General features: G+C 50.1%; 10 protein-coding genes and 1 tRNA gene. 2 read left to right on the forward strand and 9 right to left on the reverse strand.

Annotation, left to right across the window (positions count from 1 at the left end; translation table 11 throughout):
• Window positions 1-90 precede the first annotated feature (90 nt).
• A tRNA-Lys gene (locus KKE17_03450) sits at window positions 91-166 on the reverse strand.
• Window positions 167-235: 69 nt separating this feature from the next.
• Between KKE17_03450 and KKE17_03455 the strand changes: the two genes are divergently transcribed.
• Entirely contained in the window at window positions 236-1,411 is a 1,176-nt protein-coding gene (locus KKE17_03455) for a saccharopine dehydrogenase family protein (GenBank protein ID MBU1709040.1), read from the forward strand.
• 5 nt (window positions 1,412-1,416) lie between these two features.
• Entirely contained in the window at window positions 1,417-2,556 is a 1,140-nt protein-coding gene (gene nspC / locus KKE17_03460) for a carboxynorspermidine decarboxylase (protein ID MBU1709041.1), read from the forward strand.
• Window positions 2,557-2,840: 284 nt separating this feature from the next.
• Here the strand turns inward: nspC and KKE17_03465 are convergent, their stop codons facing one another.
• The 8 genes from KKE17_03465 to glnA form a co-directional block, all read right to left on the reverse strand.
• A complete protein-coding gene (locus KKE17_03465; protein MBU1709042.1) occupies window positions 2,841-3,902 on the reverse strand; it encodes a PAS domain S-box protein in 1,062 nt (353 codons plus the stop codon).
• 110 nt (window positions 3,903-4,012) lie between these two features.
• Window positions 4,013-6,250, reverse strand: coding sequence for a DUF3365 domain-containing protein (locus KKE17_03470; GenBank protein ID MBU1709043.1), 2,238 nt, complete (start codon window positions 6,248-6,250; stop codon window positions 4,013-4,015).
• Between the two features lie 287 nt (window positions 6,251-6,537).
• On the reverse strand, window positions 6,538-8,871 hold the full coding sequence (locus tag KKE17_03475; GenBank protein MBU1709044.1) for an FAD-dependent oxidoreductase: 2,334 nt from the start codon (window positions 8,869-8,871) through the stop codon (window positions 6,538-6,540).
• A 12-nt stretch (window positions 8,872-8,883) separates the two neighbouring features.
• Window positions 8,884-10,521 carry a 4Fe-4S binding protein gene (locus KKE17_03480; protein MBU1709045.1) on the reverse strand — a complete coding sequence of 546 codons (1,638 nt, stop codon included), beginning with the start codon at window positions 10,519-10,521 and terminating at the stop codon, window positions 8,884-8,886.
• Window positions 10,479-11,624 carry a glutamate synthase gene (locus KKE17_03485; protein ID MBU1709046.1) on the reverse strand — a complete coding sequence of 382 codons (1,146 nt, stop codon included), beginning with the start codon at window positions 11,622-11,624 and terminating at the stop codon, window positions 10,479-10,481. The genes KKE17_03480 and KKE17_03485 overlap by 43 nt, the downstream gene beginning before the upstream one ends.
• Before the next feature lie 58 nt (window positions 11,625-11,682).
• Window positions 11,683-14,298 (reverse strand): PEP/pyruvate-binding domain-containing protein, encoded by a 2,616-nt coding sequence (locus KKE17_03490; protein ID MBU1709047.1) that lies wholly within the window; start codon window positions 14,296-14,298, stop codon window positions 11,683-11,685.
• 126 nt (window positions 14,299-14,424) lie between these two features.
• The gene (gdhA, locus tag KKE17_03495) at window positions 14,425-15,765 is read right to left on the reverse strand and encodes an NADP-specific glutamate dehydrogenase (GenBank protein MBU1709048.1); all 1,341 of its coding nucleotides are present in this window, start codon (window positions 15,763-15,765) and stop codon (window positions 14,425-14,427) included.
• A 50-nt stretch (window positions 15,766-15,815) separates the two neighbouring features.
• Window positions 15,816-17,144, reverse strand: coding sequence for a type I glutamate--ammonia ligase (gene glnA, locus KKE17_03500; GenBank protein ID MBU1709049.1), 1,329 nt, complete (start codon window positions 17,142-17,144; stop codon window positions 15,816-15,818).
• Between the last annotated feature and the right edge of the window lie 238 nt (window positions 17,145-17,382).

Below are 17,382 nucleotides of genomic sequence, written 5' to 3' on the forward strand. Positions count from 1 at the left end.
AATAGTGATATTTGGGGGGCGAGTGTGTAATGCTTTTCAGTAGACATAAAAAAAGGGTTGCGATATATATCGCAACCCTTTAGAAATTTCTGGTGGGCCATCCCGGACTCGAACCGGGAACCTGCTGATTAAGAGTCAGATGCTCTACCAATTGAGCTAATGGCCCGCTAAATTTAAAAGCAGCCCGAATCTAGCATGATCGAGCCTTTTACGTCAAGTCATTATGGTGAAATAAATGAGTAAAGTTCTGATTATCGGCGCCGGCGGCGTCGGCGGTGTGGTCACCCATAAATGCACCCAGGTTCCTGAGGTGTTCGACGAAATAGTCCTTGCCAGCAGGACCGTTGATAAGTGCGATAAAATAAATGCACAGGTCGGCGGTTCATTAAAAACCGCGCAAATTGATGCGGACAACACCCCTGAGTTAATTGAATTGATCAAGCAGTATCAGCCCCAACTGGTGGTCAATGTCGCGTTGCCGTATCAGGATTTGTCGATCATGGATGCCTGCCTTGCCACCGGGGTGGATTATCTGGATACGGCAAATTATGAGCCGCCGGACGAGGCCAAGTTCTGCTATAAATGGCAGTGGGACTACCAGGAGCGGTTCCGGGAAAAAGGCCTCATGGCGCTTCTCGGCTGCGGCTTTGATCCCGGGGTGACCAATATTTTCTGCGCTTATGCCCGGAAGCATCATTTTGACGAGATCAATTATATCGATATTCTGGATGCCAATGCCGGTGATCACGGCCATCCCTTTGCCACCAATTTCAATCCGGAAATAAATATCCGTGAAGTCACCGCCAGGGGCAAATACTGGGAAAACGGTCAATGGCTGGAAACCGATCCCTTGTCAATCCATCAGACCTTTGATTTTCCGGCAATCGGCCCCAAGGAAGCCTACCTGATGTATCACGAGGAATTGGAATCCCTGGTAAAAAATATCAAGGGCCTGAAACGTATCAGGTTCTGGATGACATTTTCCGAAAATTATCTGCGGCATCTTGAAGTGCTGCAGAATGTCGGGATGACCCGGATCGATCCAATTATCTATGAAGGAAAAGAGATTATCCCTCTGCAGTTTTTGAAAGCCGTGCTGCCCGAACCCTCGTCCCTGGGCGCTTCCACCAGGGGTAAGACCTGCATCGGCTGCCTTATCGATGGGAAAAAAGACGGCAAGGCCAAAAAAATATTCATCTATAATGTCTGTGATCATCAGGAATGTTTCCGGGAAGTGGGCTCACAGGCCATATCATACACCACCGGGGTGCCGGCGATGATCGGCGCCATGCTCATAGTAAACGGGGTATGGCGAAAGCCCGGAGTATTTAATGTGGAAGAGCTGGATCCTGATCCGTTCATGGACAAGCTCATGATTCATGGCCTTCCCTGGCAGATTAAAGAAATGTAGTTACCATGCAGATTGATTTAAATAATATACCAACTCCTTGTTATGTCTGCGATCGCGGCAAGCTGGAGGAAAACCTCAGGATAATCGATTCGGTTCAGAAACGAACCGGCTGCAGGATTCTCCTGGCTTTCAAGGGATTTGCCATGTTCAGCCTGTTCCCGCAGATCAGCAAGTATCTTGTGGGCGCGTCAGCCAGTTCGCTGGACGAGGCGCGTCTTGCCCGGGAGGAATTCGGCAGTGAGGTGCATGTCTATGTCCCGGCGTACAGGGAAGAGGAGTTTGCTGAGATTGCCGGGTATGCCGATCATCTCGTCTTCAATTCCTTTTCCCAATGGGGATTTTTCAGGGACAAGGTTGCCGGCATCAAAAAAAATATATCCTGCGGTATCCGTATCAATCCGCAATATTCCGAGGTGGAGACCGACCTGTATAATCCCTGCGGCAGATACTCACGTCTTGGCGTGACAAGAGAGAACTTTCAACCGGATAAGCTGAGTGGCATTTCCGGGTTGCATTTCCATGCCCTTTGCGAACAGAATGCCGATGCGCTCCAAAATACCCTTGCAGCGGTTGAGGAAAAATTCGGCCCCTGGCTCAAACAGATGGACTGGGTGAATTTCGGCGGTGGCCATCATATCACCCGGGCCGATTATGATATTGATCTGCTCTGTGGGTTGATCACCGATTTTGCAGAAAAGTACGGGGTACAGGTCTATCTTGAACCGGGGGAAGCCATTGCGCTCAATATCGGGGTGCTGGTGACCCGGGTGCTGGATATTGTAAAGAATGAGATGGATATCGCCATCCTTGATACGTCGGCTGCGGCCCATATGCCGGATGTTCTTGAAATGCCCTATCGTCCGGAAATTGTCGGGGCCGGCAAGCCGGGGGAGTTTAACCATACCTTTCGGCTGGGCGGCCTGACCTGCCTGGCCGGCGATGTCATCGGCGATTATTCGTTTCCCAAGCCCCTGGAAATCGGCCAGAAGCTTGTTTTTCAAGACATGGGCCATTACACCATGGTCAAGAACAATACCTTTAACGGTGTGAGATTGCCGTCCATCGCGATTTATGATCCTCAATCTGGCACAACCGAAATCGTCCGCAAGTTTTCCTATGAGGATTACAGGAATCGTTTGTCATGATTTAACCTGTTCAGGATGATTCAAGATTAATAGAACCGCAGAATATCGATCAAGGAATGACGAATGACGAATGACGAATGATGAAGGAAAATTACAAATATTTAGATATTCCTTTTTACCCGAACCGTTTTGACAACCCTTCCTGACTTGTAACGTATAGCTTTATTTATAATCTTCACTTCTTTATTCGAAATTCCTGGTTCAATATTCGATATTTCAAATACCTCCCAATATGAGACCCCCTTTCAAGGAGAATAATCAAGGACGCCTCAATTGTGGTATGGCTAGTATCTAGTCAGGGCAATCTTCACCACCGTCCCCCGTCCTTCTTCGCTTTCAATGGTAAAAGAGCTTCCGGCATGGCCTTCAACAATTCTTTTTGAAACAGCAAGCCCCAGGCCGGTTCCCTGTTGCTTGGTGGTGAAAAAAGGTTCAAAGATCTTTTTCTTCATTGCTTCAGGGATTCCCGGTCCTGAGTCGCGTACTGCAATTTCCGCGGTGTTTTCAACATACCTGGTTTCTATGGAGAGCTTGCCGCCGTCCCCGGATGCTTCAATGCTGTTTTTGACGACATTGATCAGCACCTGCTTGAGTTTTTCCTCATCCCCTTCGATGAGGATGCAGGTGTCATGGAGTTTTATTTCCAGGTCGATTTTCTTGCTCCGGCATTCATCTGAGACCAGGGCATGGACCTCGTCGATAATCCGGCAGAGATCAAATCTTTTCAAATTGAGGATCTGCGGGGTGTAGTAGGTTTTGAGGCCTTTGAGAAGATTTTCTAGCCGGTCCACTTCACTGACGATGATATTGAGCTTCTCGGCGTTCTGCGCATTCTGTTCGTTTTTGGCAAGGCGCCTGGCAAAGCCGCCGATTATGGTCAGGGGGTTTTTTATTTCATGGGTGATTTCCGCAACAGTCTGGCCTAACGCCGCAAGTCTTTCGGCGTTGATCAACTTGTTCTGCAGGTTCTGCTGTTCCGAAAGGTCCCGTACAATGCCGGTAAAGTAGAGTGCATCATTCACCCTGGCAACGGAAAATGAAATCGCTGCGGGAAACGTTTCGCCGCCCTTGCGCATTGCCAGAAATTCTGTGGTGTGGCCGATTAGTTTGCCCTGGCCGGTCTGGATATATCTGCGGACCGCATGCTCATGGCCTTCGCGGCAGGCCGGGCCAAGGATATTTGCCAGGGGTTTTCCCAGCACTTCCTTTTGACTGTATCCAAACACTGATTCGGCCGCCTTGTTGAAAAACAGGACAGTGGAATCCTTGTCAATGGTGATGAAGGCTTCACCGGCATTGTCCACGGCGTCCTTGAGGATGAAGAGTTCCGCGTCGTTTTTTGCCATAAGCATTTCCTGATATAATCGCCGCTATGCTTCAGGTGTATTTCATGAATTATCCTGGATAGCGTTGTTGTCAGAGGAGGGATGGTGCGGCGTGAATCATGTGCCGGCATCTATGCCTTGATTTTCTGTTGCGCCCTTCTGACTGCTTCGGTAATGGAATGGATAGTCAGTGGTTTCATGATGAATTCGGCAACCCCTTGTTCCTTGGCTTGCTGTTCGTTGACTATTTCGCTGAAGCCTGTACAGAGAATGATCGGGATGTCCGGCCGCATCTCAAGGATTTTCCGTGAGAGTTCGATTCCGGTGAGTCCGGGCATGGTCTGGTCGGTCATGATAATGTCGAAATTATCCGGTTCGGCCTTAAAAGCTTCGAAGGCTTCAAGGCTGTCGGTAAACGCAGAGACATTGCAGCCGATCAGGCGAAGGATTTTTTCTCCCAGCTGGGAAATAGACTCTTCATCATCAACAAGCAGGATTCTCCCGGCAATTTTTGATAAAGAAGGTTTGGAAGTTATTATGTGCTCGTAACGGTTTTTATCTTCGACAATGGGAAAATACAAGGTAAATGTTGTTCCTTTATCCGGAGCACTTACAACATCGATAACACCTTCATGGTTTTTTATTATTCCGTGCACCGTGGCCAACCCCAGGCCTGTCCCCTCGCCGTGTTTTTTAGTGGTGAAATAAGGATCGAAGATACGCAACAAGGTCTCTTTATCCATTCCGTGCCCGGTGTCCCTGACCGAGATCTGCGCATATTTCCCAGGCCCCAGTTCCGGATGCTTTGAAGGGTGATTCTCGTCAAACTTTACTTCTTTGAGTTTTACGGAAAGGACGCCGCCTTTTTCACGCATGGCATGATAGGCGTTGGTGCAGAGATTCATGATAACCTGATGGATCTGGGTTACGTCAGCCAGCACTGGATCGCAGTCAGTCTCAATCTCCTGATGAATTTCAATGGTTGTCGGAAGCGTTCCCCGGAGCAGCTTGAGCGCTTCTTTTATTGCCGGTTGTAAAAGCAGCACCCTTCGTTCCTGGTCGGTCTGTCTGCTGAAGGTAAGGATTTGTTTTACCAGATCGGTGGCGCGTTTTCCTGATTTGACGATTTTTTCAAGATGGCCATGAATATTGCTTTCCTGCGGGGTGCTGATCAGTGAAAGCTCCGCGTAGCCGATAATTGCGGTAAGGATATTGTTGAAATCGTGCGCAACACCGCCGGCCAGGGTGCCGATGGCCTCCATCTTCTGTGCCTGCTGGAGATTTTCTTCAGCAAGCTTGGCCCGGGTCATGTCTCTGTAAATGGAAACAACCTCCCCGGAGGGAAGTTTGTAGACAAAGTTTTCCCGCCAGCCTCTGATTCGGTTGTCTTTATACTCCTTAGCGCCGTGTTGGGCCGTCTCACCAGTCCGCCATACCTTTTGCAGAACTTCAAACAGGCCGAATTCTTTGATGCTTGGAAAAACCTCCACGACACTTTTTCCAATCACCTCTTCACGGGAAAGTCTTTCGATATGTTCAGAGGCCTTATTGATATCCACAAAAATAAAATCTTCGGCATTATTTATTGCATTAAAGACCGCAACGCCGCTGCTCATCCGGTCGAAAAGTTCCCGGAAGCGTGCCTCGCTGTTTTCCAGGGCAATTTCTGAATCTTTTCGTTCGGCAATGCGTTTGTTCAGGCTGATGAAATTCAGCCCGGCGCCCAGCAGTCCCAGGAGCCAGAAAAGAACGTGCCCAGTCCAGATGTTTCTGGTGGTTTGTTGTTTCGCGGTCCAGAAAGGTTCCATGGGGACGGTGACGCTGATCCCGCCGCGGATGTCGCCTTCATCGTATCCCTGCTCCGCGTGACAACTCAGGCAATCCTCTTCGGTACGCAAGGGAATCATCAGGCGCATTACATCTTTGTCGTTAAATTTTGTTACCGCGTGAAACTCCTTGGCTCCGGCTTCAAAGGCCCTGAGTGCTTCCGCTTCCCATGGATCGGCAATGTTTTCCGGACGGAGAGGGTTAAGGCTTGTAATGTGTCCGTCAACCTGATGCTTCACCATGCCCAGTTCATAAACCTGGCGGGTCATGTAGGCAGGATTCATCAGGGTAAGGCTTTGGCCGTCTGAGGTTTTGATGTCCCGGTTGGGCTGGTCATCCATATAGGGGTTGGGGGGTGTTTTGGTGGTGATTGGAACGTATACGCCGCCGTGCTGGGTGTTCCATTTTCGGTAGAGGAGGTCTTTTTCAAGATGGGTGCGGGCAACATTCAAGGCAATCTGCAGGTTTTCCGCGGTGTACAGTTTCAGATTCCAGACAAGAGACGCGACAACAATTATCGACCAGCCTAAAGCCATAGCCAAGGCATAATGCCAAACTTTTGTGGATTCTTTTTTTAGTTTGTAATCAAGCATATAGAACAATTTTTACCATGAATGTGCAGATCACACCTTAATAATGATCCTATAGTAAAAAAAAAATCGGCAAAAGGCCAGTATTCTCTTGAATAACAAGATGCTTGTGCCGGGTAACGTTGTTGTCAGGATTGGGGGGGGCGGGGAGTGGAAGTCTGCGGGCTCACAAATAAACAAACGCCAGCCCGATTCTCAGTCTCAGGCTGGCGTTTGTATGAATATTTTCTGGGTAGTTATTAAAAGGGCTGCATGACCCAGATGCCGCAAGGGCAGGTGTCGCGACAGAATCCGCAGGCAATGCATTTGCCGGCATCGGATGAATATTCATAGCCGACATCGGTTGGAACCTCACGGCGGGAAATGGCGTTTGTCGGGCAGATGGTTTCGCAGAGATGACAGTCACGGCATTTTCCGCAACTCAAGCAGCGGTCCGCTTCGGCTTCGACGGAGTTTGAAGAGGGTTCAGGGCAATAGTGCTCCAGGGTAAGATTCTTGAGATTAATGACTTTTTTATCAAAGGGCTTCCACTTTTCGCCCCTGATGGTTGCAATGATGAAGGCTGCGGCTTTTTTACCGCTGCCAAGTGCATTGGTTGCAAGGCCTGGACGTTCAACATCGCCCACTGCAAAGATTTTTTCATCCGAGGTCTGGCCGGCCTCATTAGCCTTGATCCACTGGGCGCCGCCAACGAAGATGGTCTCAATTTTCTCCGATAGAAATGAAAGGGCTGGGATATCGCCGATGGAAATGAGCACGGTATCCGCCGGAATCAATTCACCGGTGGAGGTGACCAGTCCCTTGTCGGTTACCTCTTTGGTCATAACCGGCCAGCGGAAAGTGGCGCCCAGCGCCTCGGCTGCAGCTTTCTCCTTGCCGAATGCAAGAGGCTTCTGGATGTCAACCAGGGTCACTTGTTCCGCCCCGAGTTTATAGGCATCACAGGCAACGTCGCACCCTACATTGCCGGCGCCGATGATAACTACTTTTTTGCCGACTTTAATGGGGTTGTCGGATTTAGCTGATTTGAGAAAATCAAGGGCGGTGATAACTTTTTCGTGACCCGGGAACGGAATTCTGCGGGGCTCATGGGTTCCCACGCCGATAATTACATAATCATATTTTTTCTTGAGATCGGTGAATTTCGATTTTGTCATGGTGACGCCGAAATGCACTTTTATATTTGGCATATTGAGGAAGCGGTCGATTTCCGCATCCCAGGTTGCCTTGGGCAGCCTGTCCCAGGGAATAACCTGGGCAAGTTTACCGCCGAGCTTGTCATCCTTTTCAAAAATATGTGCTTCAACGCCGGCCTGGGCAAGTTGCCAGGCAGCGTTCATTCCGGCAGGTCCGCCGCCGATGATCGCCACCTTTTTATTCAGGCTTTTCGCAACTTTGGGGGCAGGGACGTCCTTTACCGAACGGCCGAGCATGGCCACATTAATGCTTGAATCAATGGTTTGCCGTGAGCAGTTTTCCATGCAGAGATTCGGGCAGATAGCGCCGCAAACGGAACCGGGCAGCGGCGTATGCCGGAGGATCATTTCATAGGCCTCATCCATTTTTCCGTCACGGATAAGGCGTAACCGGTCAATGGTGGGTATGTGTACCGGACAATAAAATGTGCAGGGCGCTGAGGACTCGTGATTTGCCCAGAATGGTCTTCGCCGCCTCAGTTCATCGGTTTCGATGAGGCCGATGGGGCTCCGGTCAAGACCCGGTGCCAGGTCCCGGAGTGGGTCGCCGCCGAAAGCCTTATCCCAGACTTTGATCCGGAACTCGCTCATGGGCATGGGGCCTGAAAACATCAGGGCCCTTTCCTGGGGAGTAATCGCCTTTAAGACTTTCCATTCCTTGCGCACGGAAAGCTTTTTCAGGAGATTTTTTCTGCCGATGGTTTCAAGATAACCAGGCATCCTGTCCATGAGCCATTGCCACTGCCTGTCATCCGGTTCCATATCTTTGACATTGGTTCGTGAGTATGAATCATCGGTTTTGCCGCGGTAGTAGATTTCGCCGCCCACCATTCCGACACAGGGGCGGTAACCGAGAACGTTGTGCGGGTTTTTCGCCTCAATGCCGCAGATAATGCCGATGCCGCCGCAGTTGAATTCAGCAAAGGTGTCACCCACCGAGCCAAGGACCCAGAGCTCGGGTTTTTTGTATTCTGGATTCCATTTGGTCATGGTCAGGCCACGGGCGCCGATGGAACCGCCGATATAGACCTTACCTTCGGCCATGGCGTTGCAGACGCCATTGGTGGCATCACCCTTGATGGTGATCTCTGCGCCGATATTCAGGTAACCGACATCGTCGGAGGCTGAATTGTTGCAGACGATCTTGGTGCCGGGCATACCCATACTGCCGAGGCGCTGGCCACAAGGGCCGTTGATCTCGATATATACCGGCTTGCCATCGCTTTTAAGCCGGCCGGCTACATTGTGCTGACCATATGTTTCAAGCTTCAGGTTGTTTGATTTGGCAAAGGCCTTCTGGATCAACTCTTCGAAGTCTTTGGAGCTGATACGCTGGCCGTTTTCATCAAGCCCTTTTACTATTAATGCTTTACTCATATCATGTTCCTCTTAACACACGTATCTGATGTTCAAACGCTCAGCCGCATCCTTGTTGCCGATACCCAAGGCATCGGACATGCCGATTGGCAGACTTTGTGACCGACCAAGTGGCGCCATGACTTTCTTCATCTCGGTCTTGATGGACATAAAGGTCTCAGCCACGCGCTCGGCAACCCGATCCGGGTCGAGGCGACGGTAGATTTTCGGGTTCTGGCTGGTGATACCTTTCGGGCAGATCCCGAGATTACAGGCGTTACAACGGTTTTGTTCGTTGCCCAGGCAGCCGGCGGCAGACTGCATGATGTATTTACCCATATGCACGCCGCTGGCGCCGAGCATGATCAGGGCCATACCATTTTGGGTGACATTGCCGTTTTTGCCGACCCCACCGGCTGCGAACAGTGGAATTTCGTTCTGTTTGCCCTGGGCACAGAGGTCCAGGTAACACTCTCGTAAATTGGAAGCGATCGGGTGCCCGGTGGCATCCATACTGATGTTGTAGGCCGCGCCGGTACCGCCGTCAATCCCGTCGATCATCAGTGCAGAGGCATAGGGGTTTCTAACCAGGTTGTTCAAAACCGATTTGGCGGAGTTGGAACCGGAGATTTTCGGATAAACTGGCACCTTGAAGTTAAAGGCCATCGACATGGTCTGGATCATCTTCATGACCGACTCTTCAATGGAGTAAAGGGTCTGGTGGACCGGCGGCGAAGGCAAATCAACCCCTTCCGGAACGCCACGAAGACGGGCAATCAGCTTGCTGACCTTGTACCACATCAACAGGCCGCCATCACCGGGCTTGGCGCCCTGACCGTATTTGATCTCGATGGCGGCCGGATCACATTGCATCTCCGGAATGGCACGGATGATTTCGTCCCAACCGAAATAACCGGAGGCGATCTGCAGGATGATGTATTTCAGAAAGGGGCTTTTCAAAACCCATGGTGGGCAGCCGCCCTCACCGGTGGCCATGACTACCGGAATACCAAGCACTTCATTACAATAGGCAACACCCTGCAGAAGGCCCAGCCACATATTCGGCGACAGGGCTCCGAAAGACATGGAGCCGATGATGAACGGGAAGATTTCCCGGATTGGCGGGGTCCACTCGCCGGTGGTTTGGCGGCGGATAAATTCTTCAGGCGGCAGTACCCGGCCAAGCAGGGTGTTTAAGGAAAACTCATGGCGGCCGGCATCGAGCGCCGGGTCGGTGAGCATTGATATCCGGTTGAAAGAGATCTGATCCAGCAGACTGGGACCCGGTTCGTTGCGGCGGCCGCCACGGGTGGGTGCCTCACCTTTCTTGGTATTCTGAAACCGGTAGCGATCGGTCTTGTTGTGGATCGGGTGGATCGCCGCGTTGGGACAGACCATCGCACATGAGCCACAGCCGATGCAGCGTTGGCCGACATCGGTGTTCTGGCGGATGCCGACGAAGGTTTTGTATGAACTGCCCCGCTCGCTGGATGAGAGAACAATCTTCGGCATCCGCTTGCGCATATAGGAAAGTTTTAAGGTGTTGACCGGGCAGACGGCAGCACATTTTCCGCAAAGGGTACACCTGTCTTCATTGTGCTCAATGATCCAGGGCAGGTCGTTGGGGCTCAGGCTGCCTGGGTCTGAGGTAACTGATCGAATTGGGACCATATCTCTAGCTCCTGTCTGTCGGGAGGAATAATAATCGTGTGTTCACGCATGGGCTGAAAATCTTTCGAACGATCCCGATCTGGGACCAGGGCATCGACTCCGCACATCTCGGAGGCGATGGCCCATTCGCCGGGCTTGCCACCTACTGTAGCGGGGCGCATCTTTTTGGCATCCATCACCAGGAGGCAGGTTTCGTCAGGCAAGGTGCCGATCACGGCGTTGGGGCCGTCGATGATCAGGCGGCGGCAGACATCGCGCAGGCCGCGGAGAAACTCGCCCTGGGGGTGTGCTGCCAGTTCTTTGTTATTGAGTGGCGTAATTACATGTTTATAAGTCTGCAGCGGTAGTTTCAGCTGCCTGATCACATAATGCAGGATATGGGCAAAAACCTCGGAATCAGATTGATAGCCGGTATATCCCGGAAAATCCCGGCCTTCAAGCCATTCCTTGATTGGCAGGAAGGCTGTGTTTTCACCGTTTGTCATGGTGGCGATGCCCTGCAGGAAAAAAGGGTGACAGGCGTGCAGGTTGACACCATAATTGGTGTTCTGTCGCCCCTGAGCCATGATTACACGTGCTTTGATCCTGCCGTCATCGAGAGAAAGAGCTCTGCCCACCGCAAGGGGCCAATCTATTTCCTTGATCATGACCACATCCGGCCAGAAGGAAAAAATGGAGAGATCCTCGCCATGGTCTGCGCCATCCTTTCTTAAATGAAGGCTGGTCATCATCAATTCATGTTCGATAAGCTCCTTGCTGTAGGCATTCCAGTGCCTTGGTATCTGATAAACGCGGGTGAAATATTTATAGCGGTCTGTGGCCGCTATCTCTGAGAGATCAACTTGAAACTCGTGTTCATATTTTTTTGTAAAACCTTTTTTTTGCAGCATATACTGGTCGAGACGGTTCAATGCTTCTTCTGTATGCGCGACACCCGAAAGTATCGGGTCAGGACTTCGATAAGAAAAATCCTTGAATTCGACACCTCGAAGCAGCAGACCCAGTCCGCTGCCGTCATATCCTTCCTGCATGGTCTCCATTGCCTGCAGGACACAGTACGGGGAAAATGGGGTGGTTGCAGTTTTTAACGCTAATCGGCACATATTGGTCACTCCATGGATTGTAATCGTAAAGAAATATTACGATGGTAATTGGTACTACTCAGGTTTTTGAATGGTTTGTCTGGAAAACAATGCCCTCCTGGTTGACGGTATTTGCGTGGACAAATACCGTTGTTACGGCATCATCAATATCTACAACATGAATTGCCTCGGCAATACGGTCTGCTTTTTTATACACTTTTGACAGGAGATTAGATCCCTGCAGAAGCAGTTTTTCATTAAATGTGTATCTGTCATCATTCGGATAGATACCCATATAGACAATTCCCATTTCGACAATGTCATTAAAAAAATGGGTGCCGAGAGAAATGTCGGGAGTCAGGTTTTCATGCATGGTGACAAGTTCACAGAGAACCGAGGTGTTTCTGATGTCACTGAAGGAAACGGGAATACCCAGCTCCGGCATTTTGCTGCCCCAGCGTCCCGGTCCGACCATCATGGTGTTTTTGCCGCCAGGAAGTTCGTTGGTTAAATCACCGATCAGCCTGGCCACCGAAAAACGTTCTGAAGTCGTCAGTCTGCTGTATTTTGCCGGTATAATGTAGACGATTCGGTCAATTTTCCTGGCAACTGCCTGCCCTATGATTGGTCCCGAGCTCTTGAGAAAAGTATCTATTCCCTTAATGTTTTTAGGGAGTTTCGCAGCTCCTGTTTCTATCTTGACCTGAAATGGCCTGCACTGCAGAAGGTTGATCCGGTAGGAATTATCACTGGAGAAGTTTACGGCGAACTCTATATCAACCGGATATTCATAGGCCCTGGCAATAGTGCTGAGCATATCCCTCATGTCGTCAATCAAAGCTGTCTTGGTGAAGACATTTTTGAAGGTCAGCATCCAGGAAAACACGTTTTGAATATTGTATTTCCGGGCCCGATTTTCCATTTCGTTATCACGCACCGCAAAGAGTTCAAGGGGAAGTCCGGGGGTTGATTTGGCAACGGTTTCAAATCCTGTGCTCTCGATGGTGTTGTTTTTCAGGTTAAGAACATCAACAGTATGCTGGCTGTACCTGTGGACATCATCCTTGCTGACTTCCGGACGTTTCAGAGGGGCATTGAGCGCCACAATCCGGGTGTAATCGTCATCATGCCTGTCCACGGCACGGGTGCCCAGGCCAAAGACCAGTCGCAGAACCCCTTCTGATGGATCAATCTCCGGGTCCCAGACAAAGGGGTTGAATGAGTAACCTACTCCGGCGAGCTGCGGCAGGTAGAAGTTGCCATAGAAATCGCCGGACACTCTCTGCACCAGCAGGCCCATTTCCTCGTATCGGTTCCACAGTCCCCGGTGCGAGCGGTAGGTCAGGACATCACGGCTCATCGAACTTGCGTAGACCACGCGCACTGCATCCTTGAACTGTTCCAGTCGTTCACTAGGGGTTCCCTGGTTTACACAGAAAATGCTTTTGTATTTACCGGAAAACGCATTGCCATACGCATCTTCCAGTAGGCTGCTGGAACGCACAATTAATGGTGATTGGCCAAAATAGTTCAGTATTTCCTTGAACTGGGCGACTATATCCCTCGGGAATTTTCCGCGCAGGAGTTTCTCCCTGATTTTTTCAGCGTCAGCATAAGGGGCATCTGACATTTTCATCTGGTGTCGTTCCCACCAGCATTTGTTATTGATCACAAATGAATAGAAGACGTCGGAGCCGATAAAAAAAGAGTCGTGAACCTCCAGGCGTTCCTCCCATTTTGGGTCGTTTTTTTTCAGGATAGCCCGGGCCAGAAGCATTCCGGTCGATTTCCCACCAATGAAGCCGGTGCCGATCATGCGTTTGCCGATGGATACAAGATCGGAAAGTTCAAAATGATCCTCGCACAGTTGTGAGACTGTCTTGTCGCGAGTGATCATCATTTTTATCAGTTGTTTACGGATAGCCTTGTGTTTTGTAGAATTTCGTTTGTCATGCGTTGCGCACGCCGCCTGTGCCTCATTCAGAATCTCTGTCCAGGTGTCGTGATGAGCCAGGCTGCTGTCAATCCATGCTTGTGGTATATTGGCCAGTATTTCAGAAACTGTGGTACTACTGGTAACCGGGTTGAGATTGCCTCTCTCCAGGGCATGAAACATATACATGGTGGGTGTATGGCGCCCCTTTACTTTCAAGGGCAGGATGTAGTCTTTTTCTTTAATTCTGTACAAGTCGAGGACGATTTGGGCCGTTGAGTGGATAGCATTGATTGAGTGAGGCGTGTGTGAATTTCGCAACAATGCGAAGTATGCAACCGTTTGTGCCGAGTACAGATAGGGACAGGCCAGTTTGAAAAAATTACCAAGAACCCGGTCGCTGTACCAATCCACTGCCAGCGTAGACAGGCAGTCAAACACGTAGCAGGCGCCCTTGCCACTCTCGTTGATTACGTTCAGGATTTTAGTGATGAATTGTTCGAACCCGGCCTTGGGATTCAGGGTGTGCACTTCAGCTTTAAATTCCTCCGGCACGAGCGGACCATGGGATGCGAATCTGAAATACACCAGTTTTTTCCCGTCGAGATGGACGCATCTGCAGAACGAGTGTACGAATGGAAGCTGATCCTCGATGGCATCAACCTGCCAGACAACATTGTCACCAGGGAGTATCCCCTGCAGGATCTCGTCAAGAGCCTCGATTCCGGAACTGAAAAGCAGTTCTTTTGTAATTGTAACCATGGTTTTAAAAGGTTGTTAGCAATAGCGTTATTGTTAAGGAAGACATAAAACATCAAAAACAACCATCCTGCCACGCAAGTGGCAGGATGGTTGTTTCAATTGTTCAAGCCGGTTTCTGTAAGAAGTTTACACGACTCCCTGGTCAAGCATGGCATCCGCCACCTTCACAAAACCTGCGATATTGGCACCGTCTACATAATTGATATAGCCGTCTTTCTGTTTACCGTACTTTACGCAGCTCTCGTGAATATTTATCTTGATCTGGCGAAGTTTCTGGTCAACTTCTTCGCGGGTCCAGGCGCTTCTGATGCTGTTCTGGCTCATCTCGAGTCCGGATGTTGAAACACCGCCGGCATTGGCGGCCTTGCCGGGAGCATACAGGATTTTGGCTTTCTGGAATACTTTAACGCCATCCGGTACTGTCGGCATGTTTGCACCTTCGCCGATGGCTAAACAACCGTTCTTGACCAGAGTTTGTGCGTCTTTTTCGTCAATTTCATTCTGGGTGGCGCTGGGGAAGGCGATATCGCATGGAACACTCCACGGCCTTTTCCCTTCGATATATTTGCAGCCCTTGAGAGCCTTGGCACATTCACTGATCCGGCCGCGTTTAACATTTTTAAGTTCAATTACATACTGGAGGTCTTTTTCGGTCAGACCATCGGGTTTATGGATAAAACCGTTAGAGTCAGACAGCGTTACCACCTTGGCGCCAAGTTCGAGAAGTTTTTCAACGGTATACTGCGCCACATTACCGGAACCTGATACTGTGCATACTTTTCCGCCAAAATCTTGTCCCCTGGTTTTCAGCATTTCATGGACAAAATAAACGCAGCCGTAACCTGTGGCTTCGGGTCGGATCAGGCTGCCGCCCCAGTTAACACCCTTGCCGGTAAGTACGCCGGTAAACTCGTTTTTGAGTTTTTTGTACTGACCGAACATGTAGCCAATCTCGCGTGATCCAACGCCTATATCGCCGGCCGGGACATCCGTGTTTGCACCGATATGCCTGAAAAGTTCGGACATGAAACTCTGGCAGAATTTCATGACCTCCATGTCTGATTTCCCCTTAGGATCGAAATCAGAGCCGCCTTTGCCGCCGCCCATCGGTAACGTGGTCAGGCTGTTTTTGAATACCTGTTCAAATGCCAGAAATTTAAGGATGCCAAGGTTGACGCTGGGGTGGAACCGCAACCCACCTTTATAAGGACCGATAGCGCTGTTCATCTCAATTCGGTACCCGGTATTTACTTGAACCTCTTGTTTGTCATCAATCCAGGGTACCCTGAAAATAACAGTCCGTTCCGGGATAATCATTCTGTCTAAAACTTTAGCTTTCGCATATTGGGGGTTTTTTTTCAAATACGGGGTAACCGATTGAAGCACTTCTTCAACCGCCTGGTGAAATTCCAGTTCACCGGGGTTTTTACGAATAACTCCAGCCATAAATTCTTTTACGCTCTGCATGACTTTCTCCTTTCAAGGGTTGTAAATTTTTTATATTGGCTAATGCTTGTTTAGTAGATGTTCAGGTAGTTTTTGAGCTCCCAGTCGGTTACGGAAATCCGGAAAGAATCCCATTCTTTCTCTTTGCTGATCACATACTTCTCAAAAATATGATCTCCGAGGGTTGCCCTGGTGAGTTTGTTTTTCTTGAGTTCGTCCAAGGCTTCAAGCAGGGACGCCGGCAAGCTCTTGATGTTGGCGCGTCGCATCTGGTTGGTGGTCATGTGGTAAATATTGACATCAGTCGAGGGAGGCGGGGTCAGGTTGTTCTTGATCCCGTCGAGACCGGAGTTCAGCATCATGGCAAAAGCGAGGTAAGGGTTGCAGGCAGGATCCGGGCAGCGGAGTTCGAGTCTGGTTCCCATGCCGCGGGAGGCGGGGATCCTTATCAGGGAACTCCGGTTGGAGGCGGACCAGGCTATGTAAACCGGAGCTTCGTAGCCGGGAACCAGCCGCTTGTAGGAGTTGACCAGCGGGTTGGTAATCGCCGCAAAGCCACGAGCATGTTTGCTCAGGCCGGCGATGTACTGGTAGGCGGTTTTGCTGAGCTGAAGTTTGCCTTTGGGATCGAAGAAAGCGTTGTTGCCTTTGAGATCGAACAGGGACTGGTTGGTGTGCATGCCGGAACCATTGATACCGAAAACCGGTTTGGGCATGAAGGTCGCGTGCAGGTTGTATTTTCTGGCGATGGTTTTGACGACCCATTTAAAGGTAATGGTGTTGTCGGCGCAGGTCAGGGCATCGGCATACTTGAAGTTGACCTCGTGCTGGCCTTCAGCAACCTCGTGATGGGAGGCCTCAATCTCGAAGCCCATGATCTCCAGGGTCTCGATGATCTCGCGGCGGCAGTCGATGCCGGTGTCTTCCGGGTCGACACTGAAGTACCCGGCGACATCGTTAGTGACCGTGCTGGAGGTGCCGTCCGGATTGCGGTTGAAGAGAAAGAATTCGGCCTCGGTGCCGACATTCATGGTGTAACCCATTTTTTTGGCTTCGGCCAGGACCCTTTTCAGGTTCACCCTCGGACAGCCTTCAAAGGGGGTGCCATCGGTTTTGTGGATATCACAGATAATCCGGGCGGCGGCTTTGCCTTCTTTGTTCCTCCAAGGGAGTAATACAAAAGTGTCATAGTCGGGGGACAGGTACATATCGGATTCTTCGATTCTGGCGAAACCGTCGATGGACGAACCATCGAACATCATTTTGCCGTCCAGGGCTTTTTCTATCTGACTGATCGGGAGGGCGATGTTTTTCATGTGGCCCAGGACATCGACGAACTGCAGCCTGATAATCTTGACGTTCTGCTCTTTAACGATTTTAAGGATGTCGTTTTTGGTCATGTTTTATTCCTTGTTTTTTTGGTGAAAAGATAAATTATGTTCGAGGCAACCGGGTACGCAAGCGAAACGCAAAATGTGTCCCTGGTTTGGGTTCCGCCTAAAAAAATCGTTGCAGGCATGTTGCATAACCATAAATTTGGGGGTGTTGTTGTCATATTGCTATACATTTATCGAAAATGTAAATACTTTTATATGCACTAGTTGTTGTTGGCCAGTTTATTTTGTGTTATGGTGGCAA

It is taken from the genome of Pseudomonadota bacterium, assembly GCA_018823135.1.
Classification (GTDB): Bacteria; Desulfobacterota; Desulfobulbia; order Desulfobulbales; family CALZHT01; genus JAHJJF01.

Excerpts from the sequence above, each read along its gene's own strand:
- KKE17_03485 (MBU1709046.1), bottom strand. The coding sequence starts at position 11,624 with ATGTGCCGATTAGCGTTAAAAACTGCAACCACCCCATTTTCCCCGTAC.
- nspC (MBU1709041.1), top strand. The coding sequence starts at position 1,417 with ATGCAGATTGATTTAAATAATATACCAACTCCTTGTTATGTCTGCGAT.
- glnA (MBU1709049.1), bottom strand. The coding sequence starts at position 17,144 with ATGACCAAAAACGACATCCTTAAAATCGTTAAAGAGCAGAACGTCAAG.
- KKE17_03475 (MBU1709044.1), bottom strand. The coding sequence starts at position 8,871 with ATGAGTAAAGCATTAATAGTAAAAGGGCTTGATGAAAACGGCCAGCGT.
- KKE17_03465 (MBU1709042.1), bottom strand. The coding sequence starts at position 3,902 with ATGGCAAAAAACGACGCGGAACTCTTCATCCTCAAGGACGCCGTGGAC.
- KKE17_03490 (MBU1709047.1), bottom strand. The coding sequence starts at position 14,298 with ATGGTTACAATTACAAAAGAACTGCTTTTCAGTTCCGGAATCGAGGCT.
- KKE17_03480 (MBU1709045.1), bottom strand. The coding sequence starts at position 10,521 with ATGGTCCCAATTCGATCAGTTACCTCAGACCCAGGCAGCCTGAGCCCC.
- KKE17_03455 (MBU1709040.1), top strand. The coding sequence starts at position 236 with ATGAGTAAAGTTCTGATTATCGGCGCCGGCGGCGTCGGCGGTGTGGTC.
- gdhA (MBU1709048.1), bottom strand. The coding sequence starts at position 15,765 with ATGCAGAGCGTAAAAGAATTTATGGCTGGAGTTATTCGTAAAAACCCC.